The following is a 25,452-nucleotide window of genomic DNA, read 5'->3' on the forward strand; positions in this document are numbered from 1 at the left end:
GTGATGCTGCTCCCTTCGCGGATGCAAGCACCTCCCCGGTTTTCGGTCTTTCGCGCCACTGGACCTGTCAAGATGGGGAACCGGTGAGCGAATCACGACGTCCCACGGTTGGGACGTCTGGGCCGTTGAAGGGGGCGCTGATGAGCGGGACGGCAACCTCGGGCAGCGATATCGGGAAGGCGGCGTCCGCCTTCTCCGACAGCTCCGAGGAGATCAAGGGGCAGGCCAAAACGGTCAGCGAGGCGAAGGCGACGCCGGAGAAGGCGGGCCGCAAGTTCCAGGAAGCGGGCCAGGCCTACAAGCAAGCGCTGGAAAAGCTGGGGAAGAACATCGAGTCCTTCGCCACCCACGGCACCAAGCTGTCCGAGGACTTCACGGCGTCGGCCGCGGAGTACACCTCCAGCGATGAGACGGGTGCCAACGAGGTCGGGAAGGTCCAGGTCTGATGGCGGGTCCGTTCGAGACTGTGGGCAAGGCGCTCGACGACGGCGTGTCGGCTGTCGGCGAGACGGTGTCCGACGGCGTGTCGGCCGTCGGCGAGACGGTGTCCGATGGCGTCGAGGCTGTCGGCGACGGCGCTGAGTGGGTCGGCGGCCGGGTCGTGGACGGCGCCCAGGCGGTCGGCGACGGCGTCGAGTGGGTCGGCGACCGGGCCGTCGACGGCGCGAAGGCCGTCGGTGAAGGCGTCGTGGACGGCGTCTCGGCTGTCGGTGAGGGCATCGTCGATGGCGTTTCCGCTGTTGGCGAAGGCATCGTCGACGGGGTTTCCGCTGTCGGCGAGGGCATCGTCGACGGTGCCAAGGCCGTCGGCGAGGGCGCGAAGTGGCTCGACGACAAGATCGACGACGGCGCCAGCTGGCTCGTCGACAACGCGGGCAGCATCGCCGACGGCGCCATGAAGGTCGTCAACCCGATCGGCAGCGCCATCTTCGAGGAGGTCACCGGCGGTGGCTTCTCCGAGCTGCAGAAGAAGATCGAGGAAGCCGAGAAGCGCAAGGGCGCGGTCGAGGACGGCAAGAAGGCCCTGGAGAGCGGTGGCCCGGTCGGCACCTCCGACGAGCTGCTCGACCACGGCAAGGTCGGGCTGGACTTCTTCGAGAAGTTCCTGCCGCTGTTCAAGGACTGGACCGGCGGCGGCCCGGACTTCAAGGGCGAGATCGTCAAGGAGTACGACCAGCTCCGCGAAATCGACTTCGGCGCGTTCCGGCAGGACGCCGAGATGCTCGGCGGCGTGTCCGGGAAGCTGCAGGACCAGAGCAGCTCGATGGGGCAGGCGTTCAACACCGCCAAGCAGACCTGGCAGGGCGAGGCCTCGGAGGCCGCCTCGGCGAAGGTCGGCAACTTCAGCTCCGCAGGCGGCACGGTCGCCAGCGAGGCCGAGAAGTTCGCCGGTGCCATCACGCCCGCCGTCGACGGCATCCAGAACGTCGTCCGCGACTACGCCAAGTTCGTGCTGGAGCTCGGCGAGAACCTGAAGTGCGCGGACAAGACGCCGGAGGAGACCAAGGACGAGATCCGCAAGGCGCGCGGCGACATCCAGCCCAGCGACCTCGCCGACGTCGGCATCGACGACATCTTCTCCGGCATCTGGTCGACGGTGAAGGGCTCCGCCATCGGGTTCATCTGCGGTGGGCCCATCGGCGGGCTGATCGGCCAGTTCGTCGGCGGGCAGGACGCCGCCAAGGAGATCCGCCAGGGCCTGATCGATGACGCCAAGAAGTGGCTCGACGAGGCGTTCAAGCCGGAGATGGAGCAGAAGAACAGCTCCTTCAAGGACCAGAGCAAGAGCACGCAGGACGCCGTGCAGCAGAGCTACGACCAGATGATCAACGGCGCTCCGATCAGCGATGACCCGTTCAAGGCCATGGAGGGGCAGGGCTCCGACCAGGGCGGCAACGGCGACACCGGCGGTGGCGGCGGTGGCGGCGGCACCGGTGGTGGCGGCGGTGGTACCGGTGGCGGCGGTGGTGGCACCCCCGGCGGCGGTGGTGGCGGCACGCCCGGTGGCGGCGGTGGTGCGCCGGGTGGCGGTGGCGCTCCGGAGATGCCGGAAGCCCCCGAGATGCCGGAAACCCCGGAGATGCCGGAGATGCCCGGCCAGGGCGGAGCCGGCGGCGACGGCGAGAAGGTGACCCTCGGCGAGGGCGACGACGCGGTCACCGTCCACAAGCCCGGCGAAGACGGCAAGATGCAGGTCGAGCTGATGGGCCCGGACGGCCAGCCGAAGACCTACGAGGTCGACTTCGGCGGCGAGGGCGGCGCCGGGCAGCCCGGTGGCCCCGGCGTGCCGCAGGGCCCCGGCGGCGGTGCCGGCAGCGCGACCGGCAGTGGCGGCCAGGGCCCGGAGCAGGTGCAGGTCGGCCCGGACGGCAAGGCCGTCATCGAGGAGGGCGGCCGCACGCTCACCTTCGAGCGCACGCCCGACGGCGAGATCAAGGTCAACGTGGACAACGGCGACGGCAAGCCGCCGCTGAACCAGACGATCGAGTTCGCCAAGAACACCCCGGGCATGCCGGGCGTCCCCGACGTGTCCACGATGCCCGCGCCGGACAACGGCCCCGGCGTTCCGGGCCAGGCGGGCCCGGCCCCGGCACCCGACATCGTCGGCGGGCCGACTCCGGGCCCGGCGCCGGACTTCATCGGCGGCCAGGGACCGGACGTCGTGGGCGGTCCGGCCCCGGCTCCCGCGCCGGACTTCATCGGTGCTCCGGACGTCGTGGGTGGGCCGACCCCGGGCCCGGCTCCCGACTTCATCGGCAGCCCGGCCCCGGCTCCCGACTTCATCGGCAGCCCGGCCCCGGCTCCCGGCTTCGTCGGCGGTCCCGCTCCGGCTCCGGACCTCGGCGTCGGCGCGGTTCCGGGCGGCAGCTTCGGTCCCGCGCCCGGCGGCGGGTCCGCCGACATCGGCGGCGGCTCGGCGGGCGGCTTCACCACGATGCCCGCGTTCAACTCCGACGGTGGGCCGGACGTGCCCGCGTCCACCACGCCGCAGGCCGCGGGCGCCAGCACGTTCAGCCCGATGGGCGAGGGCGTGCAGAACTCCTTCGGCAGCAGCTCCGGGCAGCTGTTCGGCGGTGATTCGGCCGCTTCGCAGCCCGCCGGTGCGACCGGGATGTCCTCGTTCGGCGACTCCTCCAGCTCCACCAGCGGCGCCGCGCAGGGCTCCACCGGCCTGTCCTCGTTCGGCCCCGACCCGGCGGCCGGCCCGCCGCAGCAGCAGGGCGGCCAGAACCCGAGCGCCGCGGTCGGCGGCGGCGGTGGCAGCGCCGGCGGCGGCATGATGGGCGGGATGATGGGCGGCATGGGCGGTGCTCAAGGCGCCCAGCAGGGCGGCGAGCAGGAGCGCTCCAACTCCAGCCCGTGGCGCACCCAGGGCCAGCTCTTCGATGACGGCCTGGACAAGTCGAACGTGGCGTTCCGGTCGGTGCTCGGCGAAGACCGGGAGAGGTGAGTCAGGTGGTTGTGGTCAACCAGCGGGTCGCGGACGAGATCGCGACCCTGACCGCGCGGCACCGCTACGGGATCGCGGACAACGTGGACGCGGTCCGCGCGGCGGAAGCGGCCTCGGCCAAGAAGGGCGAGGAGATCAAGGAGGCGGCCGCCGCCCGCAAGCAGGAGCTCGTGGAACGGGCCGAGAAGGAGCGGGAGCAGGCGGGCAAACCGCGCAACGACTGGTCGAACAAGCCGCAGCAGGACGACAACGTGATCGGCTTCGGCGGCGAGGACGACTACGAGGAAGAGCCGCCGCAGCAACCGGTTTCGGCCCGCCCGGCGCCGCCTCCGCCGCCTCCGCCCGCTCCACCGGCCCCGTCGCCGCGGGCGCGTCGCCAGCCCGCCTTCGACGATGACGACGACTACGAGAACCAGAACTGGTTGAGGTGACGAGACGAGGCCGGTCCCGCTCCGGGGCCGGCCTCTTCCCGTGCGGCTTGGTGGAATCGCCGGTTGCGCCCGGTCGCTTCGCGTAGCCTCCTGCGCGTGCATCCTCAGCAGCCGGGCTCCTGGGGGCCTCCGCCTGGCGGCCAGTACCCCCAGCAGCAGCCGATCCAGCAGCCGTATCCGCAAGCGCCGCAGGGATATCCGCAGCCGCCGCAGAAGAAGCGCGGGAAGCGCATCGGGCTGATCGTGGGGATCTGCCTCGGCGCGCTGGTCCTGCTCGGCGCCGGTGGGTTCCTCGTGGTGGCGTACCTGAACTACACGAAACCGGCCGGGGACCCACCGACGAACGCCGCGCTGCCCGAGGACTGCGACCTGGTCGGCGGCGCGACGCTGAAGCGCCTGCACGTCACCAACCCCGAACCGATCATCATCGGCGAGGACCCGTCCGGCGGGCGCTCCACCTGCGGCTGGGGTCCGACGCGCGGGCAGGACGGCAACAACCAGCGGACGCTGCGGATCGACGTCCGCGACCTCTCGAAGGTCGACGGCGGCGACGCGAAGGACACTTTCCAGACATATCAGGAGAATTCCTCGGGTGCGATCCGGGAGATCTCCGGGATCGGCGACGAGGCCTTCCTCGTCTCCCGGGGCGCGGACTCGCCGGGCGAGCTGAACTTCCGCGAGGGGCAGAAGATCGTGACCGTCGGGTACAGCGGCTGGAACCGGAACTTCCTCGGCGACAGCACCCAGATGTCGTCGGCCGAAGGGGAGAAGGCGGTGCTGGACGTGGCCGGGGAGATCGTTTCCGGGCTGTGAGTGGCGATGGTCGCGCGCCCGGCCATCGCCACCGGCCACATCGGACGTCTACGATCCGGTGGTGCAACCGCAACAACCCGGGCAGTGGGGTCCGCAGCACCCGCAAGCTCCGCAGCAAGCCCAGCCGTGGCAACCAGTTCCGAAGAAGAAGAGCCGAGCCGGGTGCATCACGTTCCTGATCCTCGGCCTCGTCGCGCTGCTCGTGGTCGGCGGGATCGCCGGTGTCTACTTCTACTGGCGGCACGGCATCGTCACCGAACCCGCTGGGGAAGAACCGTCCGGGCAGCCGGTGATCGCGCCGTGCGACCTCGTCAGCGCGGACACCCTGCGGAAGCTGCACACCACGAACCTGATCCACGGCTACTCCGACGAGGAGACCGGTTCGGCGACCTGCACGTGGCGGGCGACCAAGGGCCAGGACGGCACCAACGAGCGCTACCTGGACATCACGGTTTCCACTTCGGTGGCGGAAGATCCCTCCGACGCCAAGGCCGAAGCCGAGGAGACCTTCGAGAACTACCGGCAGACCGACGGCAAGCGCGCTTCGCGCGTGACCGACGACCTGGAAGGCCCGTGGGACGAGGCGTTCATGGCCACCGGGACCGAGGTGAAGGCGGCCACGGTGTTCTTCCGCAAGGGCACCACGACGGTCTCGGTCGGCTACGACGGCTACGACAAGACCTACTGGTTCGAGGACCAGCGCCTGCCGGCCCCCGACGCCGAACGCGCTGCCAAGACCGCGGCCGAGGAATTCGCCGCGGGGCTCTGAGCCGCGCTGCGGTGCGCACGCCCAGGCGTGCTCCTGCCCGACGCCGAGCGCGACGGCCGAGGAACTCGCCTGGCGGCTCAAGGTCGCGCCGTGCTGATGCCAGTTGCGTCGTGATGGTCCGTGAGCACTTTCTGGTGCTATAGCCCCACAAAGTGCTCACGGTCACGCTGCGGTGAGCACGCCCCGGGTGTGCTCCTGGTCGACGTGAGTGCCCTTGATGTCGGTGGACAGCAGGGCCTCACCTCGGCGGTCGCCGGTCAGCGCGCTCAGGAAGTAGGCGGTCAGCAGGGCCTTGGTCGCCCGCTGGGTCGCGTACTCGGACTTGCCGTGCAGGACGAGCTGGGTCCAGTGCCTGCCCTCGGTGAAGCCGAGGTGGCTGGCCTTGGGGATGGTGCGCAGCTGCACCGCGCCGCCCCAGGCGCGGGCGATCGGTTCGGCGTTGGCCACCGGCGGGGCCAGCAGGTCGTTGCCCGCCGCGATGTGCAGGCCGGGAACGCCGACCTTGCCCGCGGCTTCCAGCGCCGACGGGTGGGTCTCGGCGGCGGCCAGCGTGGCCACCGCCCGGATCCGCTCGTCCTCGGCGGCGGCGAGCACCGCGCACCCGCCGCCCATGGCGTGCCCGGCGACGCCCAGCTTCTTCTCGTCGACGCTGATCTCGCCCTCGCCGAGCCGGACCCCGACGCAGACGTCCAGCGCGGTGCGCAGGTCGGCGGCGAACATCCGGTGCGAGGCGAACACGCCGCGCTGGGTGGCGGGCGCGGCGACCACGATGCCCCACGAGGCGAGGTGCCGGAGCAGGCTCAGGTAGCGGCGCGGCGGCTGAAGCCAGCCGTGGCCGAACGCGATCGCGGGCAGTCCCAGCCCGCTGCGCGGGGTGCAGACGATGCCCGGGAGGCCGACGAGAGCCAGATCACCGTGCAGCACGTCGTGCGGTCCGCGGCGGGACAGCTCTTCGAACGCGTTCTTCGCGGAGGGGGCCTTCTTGGCAGTGCGCGCCATGGTCAGCACGGTAGCGGACCCGCGCGTGCGCGCGCGGTAGCCGCTGCGCGGGCGGTTCCACCGCGAACAGGTTCAGACCAAATGGAGTAGCTACGCTGGTTCGAGTGTGCGGCATCGTGGGTTACGTAGGACATCGCCAGGCGCTTGACGTGGTGCTCAACGGCCTCCGTCGGCTTGAGTACCGGGGCTACGACTCGGCGGGCGTGGCACTGCTCGACGGTGCGGGCGGCCTCGCCGTGGAGCGCGCCGCCGGCGCGCTGTCGAACCTGGAGAAGCGGCTCGCCGAGGTCGACGGCGACCGGTTCGCCGGGCACAGCGGCATGGGTCACACCCGGTGGGCGACGCACGGCGCGCCGACCGACCGCAACGCCCACCCGCACCGCGACGCCACCGGGCAGGTGGCCGTGGTGCACAACGGCATCATCGAGAACTTCGCCGCGCTGCGCGCCGAGCTCGAAGCCGCGGGCATCGAGATGGCCAGCGACACCGACACCGAGACGGCCGCGCACCTGGTCGCCGCCGCCTACACCGCGGGACCGACCGCCGGTGACCTCAGCGCCAGCGTCTGCGCGATCGCCCGCCGGCTGGAGGGCGCCTTCACGCTGGTCGTCACGCACGCCGCGGAACCGGGCAAGGTCGTCGCGGCGCGCCGGTCCTCGCCGCTGGTCGTCGGCGTCGGCGACGGCGAGCACTTCCTCGCCTCCGACGTCGCCGCGTTCATCGAGCACACCCGCGACGCGGTGGAGCTCGGCCAGGACCAGGTGGTCACCATCACCCGCGACGGCTACCGGGTGACCGACTTCGACGACGTCGAGGTCGAGACCAAGCCGTTCAGCGTGGACTGGGACCTGTCGGCCGCCGAGAAGGGCGGTCACGACTACTTCATGCTCAAGGAGATCGAGGAGCAGCCCGAGGCGCTGGAGAACACGCTGCGCGGGCACTTCGCGGGCGGCAGCATCGTGCTCGACGAGCTGCGCCTGACCGAGCAGGACCTGCGCGACGTGGACAAGGTCTTCGTGGTCGCCTGCGGCACCGCCTACCACTCCGGGCTGCTCGCCAAGTACGCCATCGAGCACTGGTGCCGGGTGCCGGTCGAGGTCGAGCTGGCCAGCGAGTTCCGCTACCGCGACCCGGTGCTGGGCCGCGACACGCTGGTGGTGGCGATCTCCCAGTCCGGCGAGACCGCCGACACCCTGGAAGCGGTGCGGCACGCCCGCACCCAGCGGGCGCGCGTGCTGGCGATCTGCAACACCAACGGCGCGCAGATCCCGCGCGAGTCCGACGCGGTGCTCTACACCCACGCCGGACCGGAGATCGGCGTCGCGGCCACCAAGACGTTCCTCGCCCAGGTGGCGGCGAACTACCTGGTCGGGCTGGCCCTGGCGCAGGCGCGCGGCACGAAGTACTCCGACGAGGTGGCGCGCGAGTACTCCGAGCTGGCCGCGATGCCCGATGCGGTGCGCCGCACGCTGTCCACCGTGGACCAGGTGCGGGAGCTCGGCAAGGAGCTGGCCGACTCCAAGGCGGTGCTGTTCCTGGGCCGCCACGTCGGGTACCCGGTGGCGCTGGAAGGTGCGCTCAAGCTCAAGGAGCTCGCCTACATGCACGCCGAGGGCTTCGCGGCGGGCGAGCTCAAGCACGGCCCGATCGCGCTGATCGAGGAGGGCCTGCCGGTGGTCGTGGTGATGCCGTCGCCGACCGGCCGCGCGCTGCTGCACGCGAAGATGGTGTCCAACATCCGCGAGATCCAGGCCCGCGGCGCGCGCACCATCGTGATCGCCGAGGAGGGCGACGAGACGGTGCGGCCCTTCGCCGACGAGCTGATCACGATCCCGGCGGTGCCGACCCTGCTCCAGCCGCTGGTCTCCACGATCCCGCTCCAGGTCCTGGCGGCGGAGATCGCCCGCGCCCGCGGCTACGACGTGGACAAGCCGCGCAACCTCGCGAAGTCCGTCACCGTGGAGTGAACTTCTGCGGGTGAAGGGCACCTTTCAGCAACTTACTTGCCTAAAGGTGCCCTTCACCTCGCCCCCATCGAGTGGCACGTGCACCGCACGGACACGCCTGCACCGCCCTTCACCCCGAACGTGATCGGGGTGAAGGGCACCTTTCGCCTACTAACTTGGTGAGAGGTGCCCTTCACACCTCCCCTGGTCGAGTCACGCCACCCGCGCGAGGCCTAGTGACCAGCGGCGGCTGAACCGTGCGAACGGGGATGGGTTGAGAGTGAAGGGCACCTTTCGCCCGCATAGTTGGCGAAAGGTGCCCTTCACCCCGAAAAGTCCCCCCGCCGCAGCGGTGGTGCGAGGCTTCGGCGGGTGCTTCTGCGCGGTTGCGTCACTGGATCGGGGTGGGGTGAAGGGCACCTTTCGCTTGGCTACTGGGTGAGAGGTGCCCTTCACCTGTGTCCGAGGTGGGCGCTTCGGCGTGTCGTGTGGTTGGCGTGCCGGGGTTGGTGGGCTTTGGTGGGGAGACTGTTCGGGATCGTGTCGGTTGGGTTGAAGGAGGACGCGGTGCTCGGAGTGTGGACACCGGAGCAGATCCGCGCCGCGGAGCAGGAGCTCTTCGCGCGGACGCCGGAGCCCGTTGTGATGCGCCGGGCCGCTTATGCGGTGGCTGTGCACACCGCGCGCGTGCTCACCGAGGTCACCGGCGGTGTGTCGGGTCGGCGGGTCGCGCTGCTCGTCGGGGCCGGGAACAACGGCGGCGATGCGCTGTGGGCCGGAGCCTTCCTGCGCCGACGCGGAGCCGGCGTCACCGCGGTGCTGCTCGCGCCGGAGAAGGCGCACGCCGCCGGGCTCGCCGCGTTGCGGCGCGCGGGTGGCCGGGCGGTTCCCGCCGAGGGGGCCAGCGCGGACACCTCGGGGATCGGTGCCGGTGCGGCGGACGCCGTCGAGCGGGCCGATGTCGTGATCGACGGGATCGTCGGGATCTCCGCGCGCGGACCGCTGCGGCCGACGGCGGCCGAGCTGGTGCGCCGGGTGTCGGTGCCGGTGATCGCCGTCGACCTGCCCAGCGGTGTCGATCCGATGACCGGCGCGGTCGGCGGACCGGCCGTCCAGGCCGACCTCACGGTGACCTTCGGCGGCCGGAAGCCCTGCCACGTGCTCGGCGCGGGCGCGGTGCGCTCCGGCGAGGTCGAGGTGGTCGACATCGGGCTCGACGACCACCTGCCGGAGCCCGAGCTCCACGTGCTCCAGCCCGCCGAGATCGGTGCCGACTGGCCGGTGCCGGGACCGGCCGACGACAAGTACAGCCAGGGCGTGGTCGGCGTCGCCGCCGGTTCGGCCACCTACCCCGGAGCCGCCGTGCTGGCCAGCGGCGCCGCGGTGCAGGCGACCGCGGGCATGGTCCGCTACGCGGGCCCGGCCGCCGACGTGGTGCGTTCGCGCTGGCCGGAGGTGGTGGCGACGGGATCGGTCGGCGATGCCGGGCGGGTGCAGGCGTGGGCGGTCGGGCCGGGGATCGGCCTCGGTGCCAGCGGCCGCGACGTCCTGCAGCACGTCCTGGAGTCCGGGCGGCCGGTGTGCGCCGACGCCGACTCGATCACCCTCTTCGCCAACGACCCGACGCTCTGGGACGCGCGGGACCCCGACGTGCCGCTGGTCCTGACGCCGCACGCCGGCGAGTTCGCCCGGCTGGCCGGGCAGGAGCTGGGCGCGGACCGGGTCGGGGCGGCCCGCGAGCTCGCCGCGCGCTTCGACGCCGTGGTGCTGCTGAAGGGCAACACGACGATCATCGCCGCGCCGGACGGCCGCGTGCTGGTCAACGACGCCCAGCACGCCTGGCCCGCCACCGCGGGATCCGGCGACGTCCTGACGGGTTTGATCGGCGCGCTCCTGGCCAGCGGCCTGGATCCGTGGCTGGCCTGCGGCTGCGCGGCCCACGTGCACTCGCTGGCCGCCGACCTGGCGGCCCACGGCGAAACCGACGACCCGACCGAGCCGGGCGCCCCGATCGGCGCCTCGGCGCTGCTCGCCGCGGTCCCGCTGGCGATCCGCAAGGTCCGCCGAGCAGCCCTGTCCTGACCGCCCGCGTCCCCCGGGCCGGTGTCAATTTCGTACGAAATTGACCGTCACCCGGGTGAGGCAGGGCTCCGGCAGAGTCGCCCTGGGCAGGGTCCTGCGGCAGTTCTGCCTAAAACTGACCGGGTATTCCGGGCGCAGTGGGGCGGCAGTTTCCGGCAGAACCGCGGCCCCGCGCCAGCCCGACCGGGCTTGCCGGAGCCCTGCCCGGGGGCGGTGTCAATTTCGTACGAAATTGACGCGGTCCCCGCCCGCTGCGGCGGCGGGCAGTACGCGGATGGGGGTGGTCGGCTGTGTGCGACGATGACCGTGCCATGAGTGACCAGCCCGTGCACCGCGCCGACCTGCGCATCGACGTCGGCGCGATCCGCCACAACGTGAGGGTGCTCTCGGCGCGTGCCCGCGAGTCGGGTGCCCGCACGATGACCATCGTGAAGTCCGACGGCTACGGCCACGGCGCGGTGACCGTCGCGCGCGCCGCGCTGGAATCCGGCGCCGACTGCCTCGGCGTCGCTTCCCCCGGCGAGGCGCTGCAGCTGCGCGCAGCCGGGATCACCGCCCCGGTGTTCTGCTGGCTCTACGTCGTGGACGAGGACTTCGCGCCCGCGATCGCCGAGGACGTCGAGCTGTCCGCGTCGTCGCTGGAGACCCTCCAGCGGATCGAGGCGGCGGCGACGGCCCAGGACCGCATCGCGCGCGTGCACCTCAAGATCGACACCGGGTTGTCCCGCAGCGGCTGCCCCGCCGAGCTCTGGCCCGCGCTGGTGGAAGCCGCCGCGAAGGCCGAGGCCGACGGGCACGTCGAGGTCGTGGCGGTGTGGTCGCACCTGGCCTGCGCCGACGAGCTCGGCCACCCCTCCATCGACGCGCAGGCCGAGCGCCTCCAGCGCGCGTACGAGCAGGCGCGCGCGGCGGGCCTGGACCCGATCCGCCACCTGGCCAACTCCGCTGCCGTGCTCACCCGGCCCGACCTGCACTTCGAGCTGGTCCGCCCGGGCATCGCGGTGTACGGGCTGGACCCGGTGCCGCAGGACGGCGACCACGACCTGCGCCCTGCCATGACGTTCCGCTCCTCGGTGGCGCTGACCAAGCGGATCGCGGCGGGCGAGAGCGTCTCGTACGGGCACACCTGGACCGCGGACCGCGCGACCGGGCTCGCGCTGGTGCCGGTCGGCTACGCCGACGGCGTGCCGCGCACCCTGTCCGGCCGGATGTCGGTGTGGCTGGCGGGCGAGCGGCGCCCGGTCGTCGGCCGGGTCTGCATGGACCAGCTGGTGGTGGACTGCGGCGACGACGAGGTCCGCGAGGGCGACGAGGTGCTGCTGTTCGGTCCGGGCGACCGCGGCGAGCCGACTGCGGCGGAGTGGGCGGACACCATCGGCACCATCCACTACGAGATCGTCACCGGCATGTACCGGCCGCGGGTGACGCGCACGGTCGAGGACGACCTGCCGTGATCGGAGGGAATCATCAGCGGTTCGGTCTCACGGGTGCCGTGAGCGTTTTGGGGGGCTATAGCACCCCAAAGCACTCACGGACCATCACCTGCGGAACCGGCGCCGGGCGGACCGATCTAGTGCCTTCCGGCGCCGGGCGTTCGCGGCTGGAGGCGGCGTGAAACCCGTCTGGCAGGCGCTGGCCTGGACGAGCGGTGTGCTGGGTGCCGCGATCACCGGTGCCGCGGTCGGCGTCGTCGCGCACAGCACGAGAGTTGCCGCGAAGCGCGACCCGGACGATCCGCACGCCGACGAGCCGCTGGGCAGGCTCCGCCCGGACCGGCAGTCCACTGTGGCCGCCGATGACGGAGTTCCGCTGGCGGTGCAGGAGATCGAGCCGGCCGACGGCGGTGCGCCGGAGCTGACCGCGGTGCTGGTGCACGGGTTCGCGCTGGACTCCCGCTGCTGGCACTTCCAGCGCCGCGACCTGCCCGAGCTCACCGACCCGCGGGTTCGGCTGGTGCTGTTCGACCAGCGCAGCCACGGCCGGTCCGGGCACTCCTCCAAGCGCAACAGCACGATCGAGCAGCTCGGCCGGGACCTCGACGCGGTGCTGCGCGCGACGGCGTCGAAGGGGCCGATCGCGCTGGTGGGGCATTCGATGGGCGGCATGACGATCATGGCGCTGGCCGAGCAGCGCCCGGAGCTGTTCCGCGACCGGGTGCGCGCGGTGGGGCTGATCGGGACCGCGGCCGATTCGGTCGGCGCGGCCGGGCTGCCCCGCACCTGGCTGTCCCGGATCAACCCGGTGCCGCGCGGGCTGGCGCTGCTGTCCAGCGTCCAGCCCGACCTGGTGGAGCGCACCCGGCGGGTCGGCGACAAGATCACCTGGAGCCTGATCCGCTCGCTGGCGTTCGGGGACCGCGCGATCTCGCCCGCGGTGGTGGACCTGATGGCGGAGATGATCGGGGCCACCACGGTCGAGGTCGTCACCGACTTCCTGGAGACGATCGGCCTGCACGACCGCAAGACCGCGCTCGCCGCGCTGCGGACCTGCGAGGTGCTGGTGCTCAGCGGTGACGCCGACCGGGTCACCCCGTTCTCGCCGCACGCCGAGGTGCTGGCCGCCGAGCTGCCCGACGCGACGCTGGTGCGCGTCGAGGGCGCGGGCCACCCGGTGATGCTGGAGCGGCCGGAATTGGTCACCGAGCAGTTGACCGCACTGCTGCGCAGGGCGGTCGGGAAGTGAGTGCTGCGTTGCGGACTGCGGAGTTGCCGAAGGAATCCGACACGCTGGAGTTCGGCAGGCGACTGGGCGCGGTGCTGCGCGCCGGTGACCTGGTCCTGCTGGACGGTCCGCTCGGCGCGGGCAAGACGGTGCTCGCGCGGGGGATCGCGGCGGGCATGGGCGTCACCGGCAGGGTGACCTCGCCGACGTTCGTGATCGCGCGGGTGCACCGGCCGGAGTCCGGTGACGGCCCGGTCCTGGTGCACGTCGACGCCTACCGCCTCGGCGGGCTGGACGACATCGACGACCTGGACCTGGACACCGATCTCACCGAGGCCGCGGTCGTGGTGGAGTGGGGCGAGGGTCTGGCCGAACGGCTCGCCGACAGCCACCTGATGCTGCGCCTGCGCCGTCGCCCCGACGACGTCCGCGAGATCACCCTGGAGCCGCACGGCGAGTCCTGGGACGCGCGGCTGGTGGAGCTGCTCGGCCGGTGACCGAGTTCTTAGCGGGAATCCCGGGGCCGCTCGCGCTGATCGCCGCGATGACCGTGCTGTTCGCCGAATCCGGCCTGCTGATCGGCGTTTTCCTGCCCGGCACGGGCACCGTCCTGGCGATCGGCCTGCTGGCGGGCAGCGGTGTCGTCGAGGTGTGGCTGGCCGCGATCTGCGCCTCCGCCGCGACGGCGCTGGGCTGCCAGCACAGCTTCTACCGCGGCCGCCGCGGCGGCCTGCTGCGCCGGGAACTGGTGAAACGGCTGGGCGAGCAGCGGGTTTCGCGTCTGGAGTCCTCATTGGACGGACGTGCTGAGGTGACGGTGGCGGTGTCGCAGTGCTTCGCCGCGGTGCGCACCCTGGTGCCCAGGCTGGCGGCCCGCACGGAGATGTCCCACCTCCGCTTCACGCTCTGCAACCTGCCGGTCGCCATCACCTGGGCGACGACCCTGGTCCTCCTCGGCGCCTGGTCCGGCGACGCCTACGACCGGGTGGAGACCATCGCAGGCCTGGCCGGGCTCCCGGTCCTCCTGCTGGCCGCAGCGGTAGCGGTGACGATCTGGTGGCTCCGCCGCAAGAACCGCCTCCGCGCCTGACGTTCACCCGGGCGGTGTCAATTTCGTACGAAATTGACCGTCACGTCACCCGGGCGAGGCTCCGGCAAAGTCCGGTCGGGCTGGTGCGGGGCGGCAGTTTTGCCGGAAACTGCCGCCCCGCCACGCCCGGAACGTCCGGTCAGTTTTAGGCAAAACTGCCGCACAGCCCTACCGGGGACGACTTTGCCGGAGCTCTGCGTCACCCGGTGAACGTCAATTTCGTACGAAATTGACCAAACCCTCCCGCTACTGGATGCGGGCTGCGGTGCCGGTGACGCGGATCTGGTCGTGGTCCGCGGCGACCTCGACGTCGAGGATGCTGGGGCGGCCCATGTCGAAGCCCTGGTGGATGCGGAAGCCGGTGGGCGGCGTGATCAGGCCGAGGTGCTTGAGGTAGCCGCCGAACGCCGCCGCGGCCGCGCCGGTCGCGGCGTCCTCGACGACACCGCCCGGCGGGAACGGGTCGCGGGCGTGGAAGAGCTCCGGGCTCTCGCGCCAGACCAGCTGCAACGTCGTCCAGTTCTGGTCGGCCATCAGCTTGCCGAGGCGGTCGAAGTCGTAGGACAGCGCCGCCAGCTTCTCCCTCGTGGACACGGCGAGGACGAGGTGGTCGTTGCCGCCGAAGGCGATGCGCGGCGGCAGGGCCGGGTCGAGGTCGTCGCCGGTCCAGCCCAGCGCCGCCAGCGCCTCGTCGAGGACCGCGGGTTCGACGTCGCGGATCGAGGTGGGCACGCTGGTGAGCGTGGCGGTGGGCCGGCCGGAGTCGTCGACCTGGGTGTCCACGCCGACGAACCCGGCCTGCGTGTGCAGGTCGAACCGGCCGGTGCCGTCGCGCTCGGCGAGCGCGACGGCGGTCGCGATCGTGGCGTGACCGCAGAACGAGACCTCCGCCTTCGGGCTGAAGAAGCGGATGTCGTGCTCGCGCTCACCGCGCGGGAACACGAATGCGGTCTCGGAATACCCGACGTCGGCGGCGATCCGGAGCATCTCCGCATCGGACAGCCCCACCGCGTCGAGCACCACACCAGCGGGGTTCCCGCCGTTCGGATCGCTGCTGAAACCCACCAACCGCTGAACATCGGTCTCGTTGTGCATGCCGCTTCCAGCGCCGGTGCACAGTGGAATATTCCCAGCCCGATTTCCCGTTATTCCCAGTGGGATCAGGCGCTGTTGCTGACGCTGAGCTCCGCGGCGAGGTCCTTGGCCAGGCGCTGCATCAGCGGGATGACCTCGTCCGTCGAGATGCGGGTCATCCGGCCCTCCGGGCCGCTGATCGAGATCGCCGCGCCCGCCGGAGCTCCCGGCACCGCCACCGCGTAGCAGCGGACGCCGACCTCCTGCTCGCCGTCGTCGATCGCGTAGCCCTGCTGGCGGACGCGGGTCAGCTCCTCCTGCATCGACTCGACGGTGATGATGGTGCGCTCCGTCTGCGGGTGCATCGTGGTGCGGGACAGCAGCTGGGTGACGGTGTCCGTCGGCATGGTGGCCATCACCGCCTTGCCGACCGCCGTGGCGTGCGCGTCGACGCGGCGGCCGACCTCGGTGAACATCCGCATCGAGTGCTGCGAGGGCACCTGCGCGACGTAGACGATCTGCTCGCCGTCGAGCACCGCCATGTTCGAGGTCTCGCCGGTCGCCTCGGTGAGCTCGGCGAGGTAGGGCCGGGCCCAGGAGCCGAGCGCGCGGCTGGCGGTCTCGCCGAGGCGGATCAGCCGGGGGCCGAGCGCGTAGCGGCGGGACGGCTGCTGCCGGGCGTAACCGTTGCTCACCAGGGTGCGGATGATGCGGTGGATCGTCGGTAGCGGCAGGCCGGACTTCTCGGCGAGCTCGGACAGGGCCACCTCACCACCGGCATCGGCCATGAGTTCCAGCAGCTCGAAGGTGCGTTCGACCGACTGCACCCCTCCGCCCTGGCTTGCCCGCTGCGGGCCAGTGGTCATCGCAGAACTCCCTCTTCACACCCTTCGGCCTGCGCCGAAGTCTAGTCCGTGATGGGTGCTACAGCTCATGTTGCTTCGAACGCTATATGGAAACTAACATCCACGATGCAGAAAAACATTACGGGCGTACCGCAAGCGGAACGGCCGTCGCGCAGCCTCGGGTGCGCGTCAGTCCGCCACGCGGCAAGGTGAGCCATCAGCCACCGTCTGGAACCCGGCAGCAGAAAGAGGTGGACTTCTCATGTCCGAAACGGCAGCAGGAGTGCAGGTCATCGGCGGCGCCGTCGAGCGCGGGGACGAGATCCTGACCAAGGAAGCGCTCGAGTTCGTGGCCGGTCTGCAGCGCGCCTTCGGCGCTCGTCGCGACGAGCTGCTCGAGCGCCGCAAGCAGCGCCGCGCGGAGGCCACCGCCAAGGGGCGGCTGGACTTCCTGGAGGAGACCCGGCACATCCGCGAGGGCGACTGGCAGGTGGCCGCACCGCCCGCCGACATCGCCGACCGCCGCGTCGAGATCACCGGCCCGACCGACCGCAAGATGGCGATCAACGCGCTGAACTCCGGTGCGAAGGTCTGGCTGGCCGACCTCGAGGACGCCAACACGCCGCACTGGCGCAACGTCGTCTCCGGCCAGGTCAACCTCTACGACCTGGTGCGCAAGCAGATCGAGCTGGTCACCGAGAAGAAGACCTACAAGCTGCGCGACGACGTCCAGCACGCGGTGCCGCTGGTGCGCCCGCGCGGCTGGCACTTCGACGAGAAGCACGTCCTGGTCGACGGCAAGCCGGCGGTCGCCGCGCTGGTCGACTTCGGCCTGCACTTCTTCCACAACGCCAAGGAACTCCTCAGCCGCGGCAGCGGGCCGTACTTCTACCTGCCGAAGATGGAGAGCCACCTCGAAGCGCGGCTGTGGAACGACGTGTTCACCCACGCCCAGCAGGAGCTCGGCGTCCCGCACGGCTCGGTGCGCGCCACCGTGCTGATCGAGACCTACCCGGCCGCGTTCGAGATGGAGGAGATCCTCTACGAGCTGCGCGACCACTCCGCGGGCCTCAACGCCGGTCGCTGGGACTACCTGTTCAGCGTCATCAAGACCTTCCGCGACTCCGACAAGTACATCCTGCCGGACCGCAACGCGGTGACCATGACCGCGCCGTTCATGCGCGCCTACACCGAGCTGCTGGTGCGCACCTGCCACAAGCGCGGCGCGTTCGCGATCGGCGGCATGGCCGCGTTCATCCCGACCAAGGACGACTCCAACGCGGCCGCGATGGACAAGGTGCACGCGGACAAGAAGCGCGAGGCGGGCGACGGCTTCGACGGCTCCTGGGTCGCGCACCCGGGCCTGGTGCCGATCTGCTTCGAGGAGTTCGACGCGGTGCTGGGCGACAAGCCCAACCAGATCGACCGCACCCGCGACGAGGTCCAGGTGACCGCCGACCAGCTGCTCGCGGTGGCCGAGACGCCCGGTGAGAAGACCATCGAGGGCCTGCGCGCCGCGGTCGACGTGGGCGTCCGCTACATCGTGTCCTGGCTGGGCGGCAACGGTGCGGCGGCGATCCACAACCTGATGGAGGACGCGGCGACCGCGGAGATCTCCCGGTCGCAGATCTGGCAGTGGCTGCACAACGACGTGGTGCTGGCCGGCGGCGAGCAGGTCACCTCCGACCTGGTGCGCGAGACGCTGGCCGACACGGAGAAGCAGCTGCGTGCCGAGGAGGGCTTCCCGGTCGAGAACCTGGGCCGGGCGGTCGAGCTGTTCGAGCAGGTGGCGGTGGCCGACGAGTTCGTCGACTTCCTGACGCTGCCCGCCTACGAAGAGATCGACTGATCGAACTGCGGTGATCAGGAGCCGTGAGTGCTTTGTGGGCCTATAGCACCGCAAAACACTCACGGCTCTCTTGCCGCAGCCGAGCTGGGCAGCCGGGGACGCCTCCCGGCTGCCGGACCGAAGGGAGCGCAAGTGGCCAGAACCTCGCTGGAGACCGCCGAGGTCAACCGCCGGCTCGCCCGGCTTTCCGCCGTGGACGAGCACATCGCCGCCACCTACCCGGGTGCGCGGGCGGCGCGGCAGCCGGTGCACACCTGCTACGTGCCGGCGAACAAGGTCGACGCCGACACGGTTCGGCTGTGGGAGCGGGAAGCGCTGGCCGCGCTCGACCGGGACGCGGCCCGGCCGGAGGACCTGGTCGACATCCTCGGGATGGACCCGGAGATCGCCCGCTCCGTGCACCCGCGGCTGCGCGCCAAGCTGCAGAACTCGCCGCTGGAAGACCTGCGCATCGACTTCGAGGACGGCTACGGCAATCCCGGTGACGAGGCCGAGGACGCCGAGGCCGAGCGCACCGCCGGAGTGGTCGCCGACTGGCTGCGCGAGGGCGCGGCACCGGCGAACTTCGGGCTGCGGGTCAAGTCCTTCGACACCCCGCAGCTGCGCGCCCGGTCGGTGCGCACGCTGGACGTCTTCCTCACCGCGCTGCTGCGGCAGCACGGCAGCCTGCCCGAAGGTTTCGTGCTGACCTTCCCGAAGGTGGTCGACGTCGCGCAGGTGGAGGTGTTCGTCGAGTTCCTCGGGCTTCTCGAGCAGCAGCTCGGCCTGCCGGAGCGCTCGCTCGGCTTCGAGATCCAGGTCGAGACCACCCAGTCCATCGTGGACTCCGAGGGTCGCCTCGCGCTGCCGCGCTTCCTGCGCGCGGGCGGCGGCCGGGTCACCGGCCTGCACTTCGGCACCTACGACTACACCGCGGGCTGCGGCCTGACCGCCGCGCACCAGCACCTCGCGCACCGCGCCTGCGACTTCGCCCGCCACGTGATGCAGGTGTCCGCCGCGGGCACCGGCGTGTTCCTCTCCGACGGCTCGACGAACGTGCTGCCGGTCGGCGACCAGGTCCGCCACGGCTGGCGCACGCACTACGACCTCACCCGCCGCTCCCTGGAGCACGGCTTCTACCAGGGCTGGGACCTGCACCCGGCGCAGCTGGTGACCCGCTACGCGGCGGTGTTCGCGGCGTTCCGCGACTCGGCGCCCGCGGAGGCGGCCCGCCTGTCGGCGTACGCCTCGGCCAGCGGCGGAGCGGTCCTGGACGAGCCCGCGACGGCCCGCGCGCTGGCGGCGTCCTTCGTCCGCGCCCTGGACAACGGCGGCATCGACGCCGCCGAGGTCAAGGACCTGACCGGCTTGTCCGAACCGGAGATCCGCGAGCTCGGCCGCCTCTGACCGACCAGGCACGGGGCACCTCCGACTCCGGGTCGGAGGTGCCCGTCAGCCTTCTCAGGGCCTGGTCAGCCGATGTGAGTGGCCGCGTAGGGGAGGGTGTTCGCGGAGGCGTCTTCGACGCCGACCACGAGCAGGCGACCGTCCACGACGGCCCCGCCGAACGTGGTCAGGTGCTCGCCCTCCGACGGCACCGGGGCAGGCACCTGCCGCCAGCTCGTCCCGTCGTACCGCAGGACGTACGGGCCGTCCGGCGCGTAGCCGACCGCCCAGAGCCCGTCCTCGCCCGCGACCACCTCGTTGAGCTGCCCCGGTTCGCCGGGAAGCTGCGCGAGCGTCCACCGCGTCCCGTCCCAGTGCACCGCGACCGGGCTTCGGTCGGTGCTGCCCGGGTGGTGGTAGCCGACGGCCCAGACGTCGTCGGGCGCGAGCGCGTGCACGTCCCGCAGTTCGACGTGCACGCCGGGGATCTCGACCAGCGGTTGCTCCGCCCACCGCTCGCCGTCCCAGTGCAGGAGCAGGCCGCCGAACCTGCCATCCGGTCCGAGATCGGTCGGCTTGGACCCGGCCACCCACAGGTCTTCCGGCGAGGTGCCGCCGATCCCGAACAGCTCGGAGCGGACACCCAGGTCCGGCAGCGCGACCTCGCTCCACTCCTGGCCGCCCCAGCGCTGGACCGAGGAGCTGTTCCGGGAGTGGTCGCCGCTCCAGACGAATCCCGCGCTCCACACCTCGGCGGGCCCGAAAGCCGTCACGTCGTGCAGCTGCGTGTTGTCCCCGGGCCGCGCGACGACCGGGACTTCCCGCCACTCCGAGCCGTTCCAGCGCATCGAAGTGCCGTCGCCGACCGCCCAGACGTCGTCGGGGCCGATCGCGGTGGCGGCGTTGATCCGCCCGATGTCGGGCGTCGGGACCTGCTCCCAGCCCTGCTGACCTCGGTGGAGCGCCAGCGAGTGGTGCTGGTAGTCGGCGTCGAGCGTGATCCCGAACGCCCATGCGGACCCGCCGCCGGCAGCGGCGGTGTGCAGCACGCCGGCGTCCGGCAGCGGCGGGAGCTGTTCTTCCGGCCAGTCACCCGCGGCCGAGGCGGGGTGTGCCAGCAGGAGCGCCGTGGTCGCGGCTGCTCCTGCGATGGTCAAGCGCTTCAACGAGTTCCTCCTTCAGGGGGATTCGTCGAGCTAGTACGCACGGGGGCGGAAGACGGTTCTCCTGCCCGCAATTCGCGCTGGACCGGCGCAAGGCGCTCACGCGGCAGAACGTCGTTGTGGTGGGAGGGATCCCTCCGCGGTGAAATCCGGTTGACGCTGCGGGCCGTGGCGATACGGTCTCGGAGGTGGCTGACTTCATCCCCGGTCTGGCGCTCGCGCGGTCCTTCTACACCGATGTGGTGGCCGCGCTGCTCGACATGCCCCACTCCGCTTGCTTGATCGGGGAAGGCTCGGAGGTGCTCGGGTACGACACCCCCCGGTCCACCGATCACGAGTGGGGTCCGCGAGCCCAGATCTTCGTCGCGGCCGACCAGGTCGACCGGGCGCGCGCCGTGGTCTCGGCCGGATTGCCCGCACAGCACCGCGGTCACCCGACGGCCTGGTACTCGCTCGCCGAGCAGCGGGTGGCCCACCACGTCGAGATCGCTGCGCTGGACGACTGGCTGACCGCGCGGCTGGGGCTGAACCCGCTGGCCGGGCTCGACCACGCGGCTTGGCTGGCCCTGCCGCAGCAGCACCTCCTCCAGCTCACCAGCGGCGCGGTCTTCCGGGACGACAGCGGCGAACTCACCCGGCTCCGCGAGGTGCTGCGGTGGTACCCGGACGACGTGTGGCGGTGGTTGCTGGCCGCTCAGTGGCACCTCATCGGCAACGCCGAACCGCTGCTGGGCCGGGTGCGGGAGACCGGTGACGAGCTCGGAACCCGGCTGATCGAGCACCGGCTGTGCCGCTTGATCACGGAGATGGCGTTCCTGCAGGAGAAGCGCTACCGGCCGTACGACAAGTGGTTCGGCGCGGCGTTCGCCGAGCTCCGCGCGGCTGCGACCTTGGGGCCGCTGATCGACGACGTGCTCGGAGGAGCACCGGGCTCGTTGCCGGTGGCGCTGATCGAGCTGGCCGAACGTCACAACGACCTCGGCATCGCCGATCCGGTGACTCCGGTCGTGGCGGACTTCGACGTCGGCATCAACGGTGCCGTCCGGCCCCATCCCGTGCTCAACAGCGGGGACTTCGTCACCGCGACGACCGCCTCGATCACCGACCCCGCGCTGCGCTCGCTGATCCCGGTGGGAGCCATCGACCAGCTCACCCACACCGATGATGCTCTGATCAACTTCTCCGGGTGGCCCCAGTCCTTGGCCGGGTGCTATCGCGCGATGCTGAGCGACTCCTCGGGGTGATTCGCTTCCGCTGTGGCGGCTTGTGCGATGGTGAAGCTGTCCTCGTAGATGTGGTAGCGGGTGATCAGGCCTTCTTCGCCGCTGAGGTGGAGGGCGAACGGGCTGGTGAAGGCTTGGCCGTTGGCCTTGATGACCTGCGTGATCTCGCCCAGCACCACCGAGTTCGGGCCGTCCACGAGGATGTGGTCGATCTCGGCCGAGCGGCCTTCGGGTGCGAAACCGCCGAGCATGGTGCGGAAGAAGTCCGCCACGTCCTCGCGGGTCGTGCAGTGGCCGAGCCACGGGACGTCGGGGGAGCCGTAGACCTTCCAGTCGACGCGCTCGGCGAACAGCGCGGCGATCTCGTCCGCATCGCCACCGGCCAGCGTGGTCAGGAAGTTCTCTGTGGTAGCGCGGAAGTCCATCGGTTCCTCCAGATTCGCGACGACTGCACCGAGTTTCGCGGCCGGAGGTCAGTGCGTCGATTACCCGCGAGGTAATGCGTGGGCGGTCGGCGGTCGGACCGGCTAGTGTCGGAACAGCCGCACTCGCACCGCTTCTGGGGGATCTTCATGGCCGACAACGACATCGTCGCCGCGCTCGCCGATCGGCTGGGCAAGAACCAGGTCTTCGGCGATCCCGTGCAGCAGGGCGACACCACGCTGCTGCCGGTGGCGAGCATCGGCATCGGAGGCGGGCGCGGCGTGGTGGTGCGCCCGGCCGGGGCCTTCGCCGTCTCGGCGGACGGTTCGGTCGCCTGGCATCCGGCGGTGAGCGTGAACCGCATCGTCTGGGGCGGTCAGCTCGCGCTGGCCGCGGTGCTGGTCGCCGTCGCGATCGCCTTCCGCCGCAAGCGCTGAGCCGCTCACCCGGCGAAAGCGGGACGCAGCCGGTCGAAGGCGCGGTCGAGCGCCGAGAGCCGGTCCGCGTCGTTGCGCTGCGACTCGCGCGCCGCCGTGTCCAGGGCCGCCGTCGCCGCGTTCGTCAGCAGGTCCGCGGTGAAGGCGTCGAGCTCGGAGCGCTCGCGCAGCACGTCGGCGACGTCCTGGCGCCACTGCTCCCGCTTCTGGTGGAACCGGGCGCGCAGCGACTGCGTTGACTCGATGAGCTGCAATCCGCTCAGTTCTCGTTGCGAGGACTGGATCTTCTCCGACCACTGCCGCAGCACCGCGTGCAGGCACTCCCACGGCGAGCGGTCCGCCGGCTGGGCGCGCAGCTCCGCCACCACCTGCTCGCCGACCGCGTCGATCCCGCCGAAGACCACGTCCTCCTTGGCCGGGAAGTACCGGAAGAAGCTGCGCTTGGTCATGCCCGCGGCGCGGGCGATCTCGTCCACGGTGGTGTCGTCGAAACCGTTCGCGAGGAACAGCTCCAGGGCCACTTCGGCGATCTCCGCGCGGACCGCGCGGCGCGTTCGCGCCCGGAGCCCGTCCGCATCACTAGCGCCAGTCACGCACCTCAGGCTACTTTGTGACACCAGGTGACACGACTGTCATCGGATGACACACGGAGGTGGGCATGCGGGGCAAGACGGTCCTCGTGACCGGAGGTACCGGCGGCATCGGCAAGGAGACCGCGCGCGGACTGGCGCGGCTCGGGGCCGAGGTGATCCTGGTCGGGCGCGACGGCGACCGGGCGGACGCGGCGGTCGCCGAACTCCGCCGCGACACCGGGAATCCGCGCATCGAAGCGCTGCTCGCCGATGTGACCAGCCAGGACGATCTCCGCAGGCTGGCCGCGCAGGTCCGCGACCGGGGCGCCGTGGACGTGCTGATCAACAACGCCGGAGTGGTCAAGGAGCGGCGGGAGCTGACCGCGGACGGCGTGGAAACCGCGTTCGCGGCCAACGTCGTGGCCCCGTATCTGCTCACCCGTCTCCTGATGCCCGTGCTGCGCGGCCGGGTCATCAACATCGCGGGCGGTGTTCCGCGCGGCCGGATAGCGCTGGAGAACCTGCAGGGCGAGAAGTCCTACGTGGGGCTCTCGCACTACAACCAGACCAAGCTCGCGCTGATGGCGATGAGCCGCGCGTTCGCCGAGCAGGTGCGGGAGCCCGGCATCACGATCAACGTCGGCTACCCCGGGCACGCCAGCACCGACATGAACAAGGCCCTGCCCACCAGCGCATATCCACCCGTGGCCCGGCCGATCGTCCCGCTGCTGCGACGGTTGATGCCGGTGCTCTACGGCGGCGCGGCGATCGGGCGAGCGGCCTCCTCCAGCGTTCACCTGGCATCCGATCCCGGTGTCGCCGAGGTGCACGGGGCCTACTTCAACAGCAAGGCGCAACGCGCGCCATGGCCTGCCGCGGTCGAGGACCGGCGCAACCGCGAAGCGATCTGGGCGCTCTGCGCGGAGCTCACCGGGTGACTCAGGCGACGGTGGTGCGGGGGTCGATGCCGGACCAGGCGATCAGGGCGGTTGCGACTTCTTCCACCGACGGGCGGGATTCCGGGCTCGGGGCCAGGCAGGCGTCGATGGTCCGGGACAGCGCCGCGGGCAGGCGGCGGTGCGTGCGCAGCGGCGCTGCTGCCCGGTCGCGCTGCGGGTAGTAGCGGGTGCCGTTCTCGCTGTGCTCGCGGTGCGAGACCTCCGCCCACGGCGTGGTGCCGGACAACGCCTCGTACAGCGTGATCCCCAGGCCCCACGTGTCGGCCGCCGGAGTCATCCGCTCGCCGGCGGCCTGCTCCGGCGAGAGGTAGTCGAAGGTGCCCGCCGAGCTGCGCTCGCCGATGCGGCAGCTCAGGCTCAGGTCGAGCAGCACCGCGCGGCCGCCCACCGCCACGATGTTGGACGGCTTGACGTCCAGGTGCACCCAGCCCCGGCCGTGCAGGTAGGTCAGCACCGAGCACAGCTGGATGCCCAGCACCGCGGCGTCGACCGGCCGCAGCCTGCCGTGCTCGTCGATCAGGTAGGCCAGCGTGTGGCCGGGCAGCGTCTCGGTGATCACCGCCGGCCGGGCCGGCTGCTCGGTCTGCACGATCTCGTAGCCGCGCACCAGGTGCGGATGCGTGAACTGGGTCAGCAGCACGCCCTCGTTGCGCAGCCAGCCCACCGCGCGCTGGTCCTCGGCGCGTTCCGGGCGGACCGTCTTGGCCACGCAGCGGCAGGAGCGCTCCTCGCTCCACACGTCGTAGACGTCGAGGCGGCTGCCCCGGCGCAGGTGGTCGACGACCCGGTAGCCGGGTGCGAGCAGATCGCCCGGCGCCAGCGGGGCTTCCGCCCTTCCCCAGTCCTGGTCCGGTTCGCCGTAGTAGTACGAGCTCAACGAGTCGATCAACACCGCGCTGATCAGCTGTGGCTGCGACGCCGGTAGTGGCCGCGGCTGCTGTCCCGGCGACGGCGGCGGTGGTCGTCGCTGCTGTCCCGACGCCGGTAGTCGTCGCTGCTGTCCCGGCGGCGGCGCCGGTGATCGCTGCTGTCGTAACGACGGCGGCGGTGATCGTCGCTGGAGTCCCGGCGCCGGTGGCCGCTGCTGGAGTGGCTGCGGCTGTGGTGCTTGGCGGGCGACACCATCTTGAACAGCTTGGAGAGGTCCATCGCTCCCACGCTCCCGGATCGCTCTGCGGCCGCGCACCGGTGCGCGGCCCTGTGATCATTGTTCCGGGATTCCGCCGCGCGGTCGAGGAGTTTTAGCCGTTTCGTGGGTATGAAGCGCTGAAGATCACCAGTGGTGATAGCCAGTGCTGCG

24 protein-coding genes are annotated in these 25,452 nt (G+C 71.4%); 16 read left to right on the plus strand and 8 right to left on the minus strand.

Features of this window, described 5'->3' with window-relative positions; all coding sequences use genetic code 11:
* Positions 1 to 140: 140 nt before the first annotated feature.
* From OU416_RS24915 to OU416_RS24935, 5 genes are all read left to right on the plus strand, one after another.
* Positions 141 to 446, plus strand: coding sequence for a type VII secretion target (locus tag OU416_RS24915; RefSeq protein ID WP_270929435.1), 306 nt, complete (start codon positions 141 to 143; stop codon positions 444 to 446).
* Positions 446 to 3,451: a hypothetical protein gene (locus tag OU416_RS24920; protein WP_270929436.1), complete on the plus strand. Its 3,006-nt coding sequence runs from the start codon at positions 446 to 448 to the stop codon at positions 3,449 to 3,451. Before OU416_RS24915 ends, OU416_RS24920 begins: the two co-directional genes overlap by 1 nt.
* Positions 3,448 to 3,882, plus strand: a complete 435-nt coding sequence (locus OU416_RS24925; RefSeq protein WP_270929437.1) for a hypothetical protein — start codon at positions 3,448 to 3,450, stop codon at positions 3,880 to 3,882. The genes OU416_RS24920 and OU416_RS24925 overlap by 4 nt, the downstream gene beginning before the upstream one ends.
* A 96-nt stretch (positions 3,883 to 3,978) precedes the next feature.
* A complete protein-coding gene (locus OU416_RS24930) occupies positions 3,979 to 4,695 on the plus strand; it encodes a hypothetical protein (RefSeq protein WP_270929438.1) in 717 nt (238 codons plus the stop codon).
* A gap of 61 nt (positions 4,696 to 4,756) precedes the next feature.
* Positions 4,757 to 5,464: a flagellar basal body-associated FliL family protein gene (locus OU416_RS24935; protein ID WP_270929439.1), complete on the plus strand. Its 708-nt coding sequence runs from the start codon at positions 4,757 to 4,759 to the stop codon at positions 5,462 to 5,464.
* A 162-nt stretch (positions 5,465 to 5,626) separates the two neighbouring features.
* On the opposite strand, the gene OU416_RS24940 is transcribed toward OU416_RS24935, so the two are convergent.
* Entirely contained in the window at positions 5,627 to 6,463 is an 837-nt protein-coding gene (locus OU416_RS24940; protein ID WP_270929440.1) for a dienelactone hydrolase family protein, read from the minus strand.
* 104 nt (positions 6,464 to 6,567) lie between these two features.
* Here OU416_RS24940 and glmS point away from each other — a divergent pair, with 104 nt between their 5' ends.
* The 6 genes from glmS to OU416_RS24970 all read left to right on the plus strand — a co-directional run bounded on the left by glmS (position 6,568) and on the right by OU416_RS24970 (position 14,242).
* The gene (gene glmS / locus OU416_RS24945; RefSeq protein WP_270929441.1) at positions 6,568 to 8,430 is read left to right on the plus strand and encodes a glutamine--fructose-6-phosphate transaminase (isomerizing); all 1,863 of its coding nucleotides are present in this window, start codon (positions 6,568 to 6,570) and stop codon (positions 8,428 to 8,430) included.
* A 546-nt stretch (positions 8,431 to 8,976) separates the two neighbouring features.
* Positions 8,977 to 10,491: an NAD(P)H-hydrate dehydratase gene (locus OU416_RS24950; RefSeq protein WP_270929538.1), complete on the plus strand. Its 1,515-nt coding sequence runs from the start codon at positions 8,977 to 8,979 to the stop codon at positions 10,489 to 10,491.
* Between the two features lie 311 nt (positions 10,492 to 10,802).
* Positions 10,803 to 11,945 carry an alanine racemase gene (gene alr / locus OU416_RS24955; RefSeq protein ID WP_270929442.1) on the plus strand — a complete coding sequence of 381 codons (1,143 nt, stop codon included), beginning with the start codon at positions 10,803 to 10,805 and terminating at the stop codon, positions 11,943 to 11,945.
* Positions 11,946 to 12,102: 157 nt separating this feature from the next.
* Positions 12,103 to 13,173, plus strand: a complete 1,071-nt coding sequence (locus OU416_RS24960; protein WP_270929443.1) for an alpha/beta fold hydrolase — start codon at positions 12,103 to 12,105, stop codon at positions 13,171 to 13,173.
* Positions 13,174 to 13,181: 8 nt separating this feature from the next.
* Complete coding sequence (tsaE, locus tag OU416_RS24965) at positions 13,182 to 13,649, plus strand: tRNA (adenosine(37)-N6)-threonylcarbamoyltransferase complex ATPase subunit type 1 TsaE (RefSeq protein ID WP_270929539.1); 468 nt, start codon at positions 13,182 to 13,184, stop codon at positions 13,647 to 13,649.
* Positions 13,646 to 14,242 carry a DedA family protein gene (locus OU416_RS24970; protein ID WP_270929444.1) on the plus strand — a complete coding sequence of 199 codons (597 nt, stop codon included), beginning with the start codon at positions 13,646 to 13,648 and terminating at the stop codon, positions 14,240 to 14,242. The genes tsaE and OU416_RS24970 overlap by 4 nt, the downstream gene beginning before the upstream one ends.
* Positions 14,243 to 14,488: 246 nt before the next feature.
* On the opposite strand, the gene OU416_RS24975 is transcribed toward OU416_RS24970, so the two are convergent.
* Entirely contained in the window at positions 14,489 to 15,337 is an 849-nt protein-coding gene (locus OU416_RS24975; protein ID WP_270929445.1) for a PhzF family phenazine biosynthesis protein, read from the minus strand.
* Positions 15,338 to 15,402: 65 nt separating this feature from the next.
* Entirely contained in the window at positions 15,403 to 16,182 is a 780-nt protein-coding gene (locus OU416_RS24980; protein ID WP_270929446.1) for an IclR family transcriptional regulator, read from the minus strand.
* 241 nt (positions 16,183 to 16,423) lie between these two features.
* Here OU416_RS24980 and aceB point away from each other — a divergent pair, with 241 nt between their 5' ends.
* Together aceB and OU416_RS24990 are read left to right on the plus strand one after the other, a co-directional pair.
* Positions 16,424 to 18,010, plus strand: coding sequence for a malate synthase A (aceB, locus tag OU416_RS24985; RefSeq protein ID WP_270929447.1), 1,587 nt, complete (start codon positions 16,424 to 16,426; stop codon positions 18,008 to 18,010).
* Between the two features lie 132 nt (positions 18,011 to 18,142).
* Positions 18,143 to 19,396 carry a DUF6986 family protein gene (locus tag OU416_RS24990; protein ID WP_270929448.1) on the plus strand — a complete coding sequence of 418 codons (1,254 nt, stop codon included), beginning with the start codon at positions 18,143 to 18,145 and terminating at the stop codon, positions 19,394 to 19,396.
* 65 nt (positions 19,397 to 19,461) lie between these two features.
* Here OU416_RS24990 and OU416_RS24995 read toward each other — a convergent pair whose 3' ends face one another.
* Positions 19,462 to 20,541: a hypothetical protein gene (locus tag OU416_RS24995; protein ID WP_270929449.1), complete on the minus strand. Its 1,080-nt coding sequence runs from the start codon at positions 20,539 to 20,541 to the stop codon at positions 19,462 to 19,464.
* A 185-nt stretch (positions 20,542 to 20,726) separates the two neighbouring features.
* Here OU416_RS24995 and OU416_RS25000 point away from each other — a divergent pair, with 185 nt between their 5' ends.
* Positions 20,727 to 21,782, plus strand: coding sequence for a DUF4037 domain-containing protein (locus OU416_RS25000; RefSeq protein WP_270929450.1), 1,056 nt, complete (start codon positions 20,727 to 20,729; stop codon positions 21,780 to 21,782).
* On the opposite strand, the gene OU416_RS25005 is transcribed toward OU416_RS25000, so the two are convergent.
* Positions 21,749 to 22,186 (minus strand): nuclear transport factor 2 family protein, encoded by a 438-nt coding sequence (locus tag OU416_RS25005; RefSeq protein ID WP_270929451.1) that lies wholly within the window; start codon positions 22,184 to 22,186, stop codon positions 21,749 to 21,751. The genes OU416_RS25000 and OU416_RS25005 overlap by 34 nt on opposite strands.
* A 147-nt stretch (positions 22,187 to 22,333) precedes the next feature.
* On the opposite strand from OU416_RS25005, the gene OU416_RS25010 reads away from it, so the two are divergent.
* A complete protein-coding gene (locus OU416_RS25010) occupies positions 22,334 to 22,621 on the plus strand; it encodes a hypothetical protein (protein ID WP_270929452.1) in 288 nt (95 codons plus the stop codon).
* A 5-nt stretch (positions 22,622 to 22,626) separates the two neighbouring features.
* Here OU416_RS25010 and OU416_RS25015 read toward each other — a convergent pair whose 3' ends face one another.
* Positions 22,627 to 23,214, minus strand: a complete 588-nt coding sequence (locus OU416_RS25015) for a TetR family transcriptional regulator (protein WP_270929453.1) — start codon at positions 23,212 to 23,214, stop codon at positions 22,627 to 22,629.
* A 65-nt stretch (positions 23,215 to 23,279) separates the two neighbouring features.
* On the opposite strand from OU416_RS25015, the gene OU416_RS25020 reads away from it, so the two are divergent.
* A complete protein-coding gene (locus OU416_RS25020; RefSeq protein WP_270929454.1) occupies positions 23,280 to 24,131 on the plus strand; it encodes an SDR family NAD(P)-dependent oxidoreductase in 852 nt (283 codons plus the stop codon).
* Between the two features lies 1 nt (position 24,132).
* Here the strand turns inward: OU416_RS25020 and OU416_RS25025 are convergent, their stop codons facing one another.
* On the minus strand, positions 24,133 to 25,044 hold the full coding sequence (locus OU416_RS25025; protein WP_270929455.1) for a serine/threonine-protein kinase: 912 nt from the start codon (positions 25,042 to 25,044) through the stop codon (positions 24,133 to 24,135).
* Positions 25,045 to 25,052: 8 nt separating this feature from the next.
* A complete protein-coding gene (locus tag OU416_RS25030; protein WP_270929456.1) occupies positions 25,053 to 25,301 on the minus strand; it encodes a hypothetical protein in 249 nt (82 codons plus the stop codon).
* Between the last annotated feature and the right edge of the window lie 151 nt (positions 25,302 to 25,452).

This window comes from Saccharopolyspora indica (genome assembly GCF_027853965.1).
GTDB classification, from domain to species: domain Bacteria; phylum Actinomycetota; class Actinomycetes; order Mycobacteriales; family Pseudonocardiaceae; genus Saccharopolyspora; species Saccharopolyspora indica.

What these genes read in the sequence shown, in the direction of transcription:
- OU416_RS24920 (WP_270929436.1), top strand. Translation starts at nt 446, where the DNA reads ATGGCGGGTCCGTTCGAGACTGTGGGCAAGGCGCTCGACGACGGCGTG.
- OU416_RS25030 (WP_270929456.1), bottom strand. Translation starts at nt 25,301, where the DNA reads ATGGACCTCTCCAAGCTGTTCAAGATGGTGTCGCCCGCCAAGCACCAC.
- OU416_RS24980 (WP_270929446.1), bottom strand. Translation starts at nt 16,182, where the DNA reads ATGACCACTGGCCCGCAGCGGGCAAGCCAGGGCGGAGGGGTGCAGTCG.
- OU416_RS25010 (WP_270929452.1), top strand. Translation starts at nt 22,334, where the DNA reads ATGGCCGACAACGACATCGTCGCCGCGCTCGCCGATCGGCTGGGCAAG.
- OU416_RS24940 (WP_270929440.1), bottom strand. Translation starts at nt 6,463, where the DNA reads ATGGCGCGCACTGCCAAGAAGGCCCCCTCCGCGAAGAACGCGTTCGAA.
- OU416_RS24915 (WP_270929435.1), top strand. Translation starts at nt 141, where the DNA reads ATGAGCGGGACGGCAACCTCGGGCAGCGATATCGGGAAGGCGGCGTCC.
- OU416_RS25020 (WP_270929454.1), top strand. Translation starts at nt 23,280, where the DNA reads ATGCGGGGCAAGACGGTCCTCGTGACCGGAGGTACCGGCGGCATCGGC.
- alr (WP_270929442.1), top strand. Translation starts at nt 10,803, where the DNA reads ATGAGTGACCAGCCCGTGCACCGCGCCGACCTGCGCATCGACGTCGGC.
- aceB (WP_270929447.1), top strand. Translation starts at nt 16,424, where the DNA reads ATGTCCGAAACGGCAGCAGGAGTGCAGGTCATCGGCGGCGCCGTCGAG.
- OU416_RS24975 (WP_270929445.1), bottom strand. Translation starts at nt 15,337, where the DNA reads ATGCACAACGAGACCGATGTTCAGCGGTTGGTGGGTTTCAGCAGCGAT.
- OU416_RS25005 (WP_270929451.1), bottom strand. Translation starts at nt 22,186, where the DNA reads ATGGACTTCCGCGCTACCACAGAGAACTTCCTGACCACGCTGGCCGGT.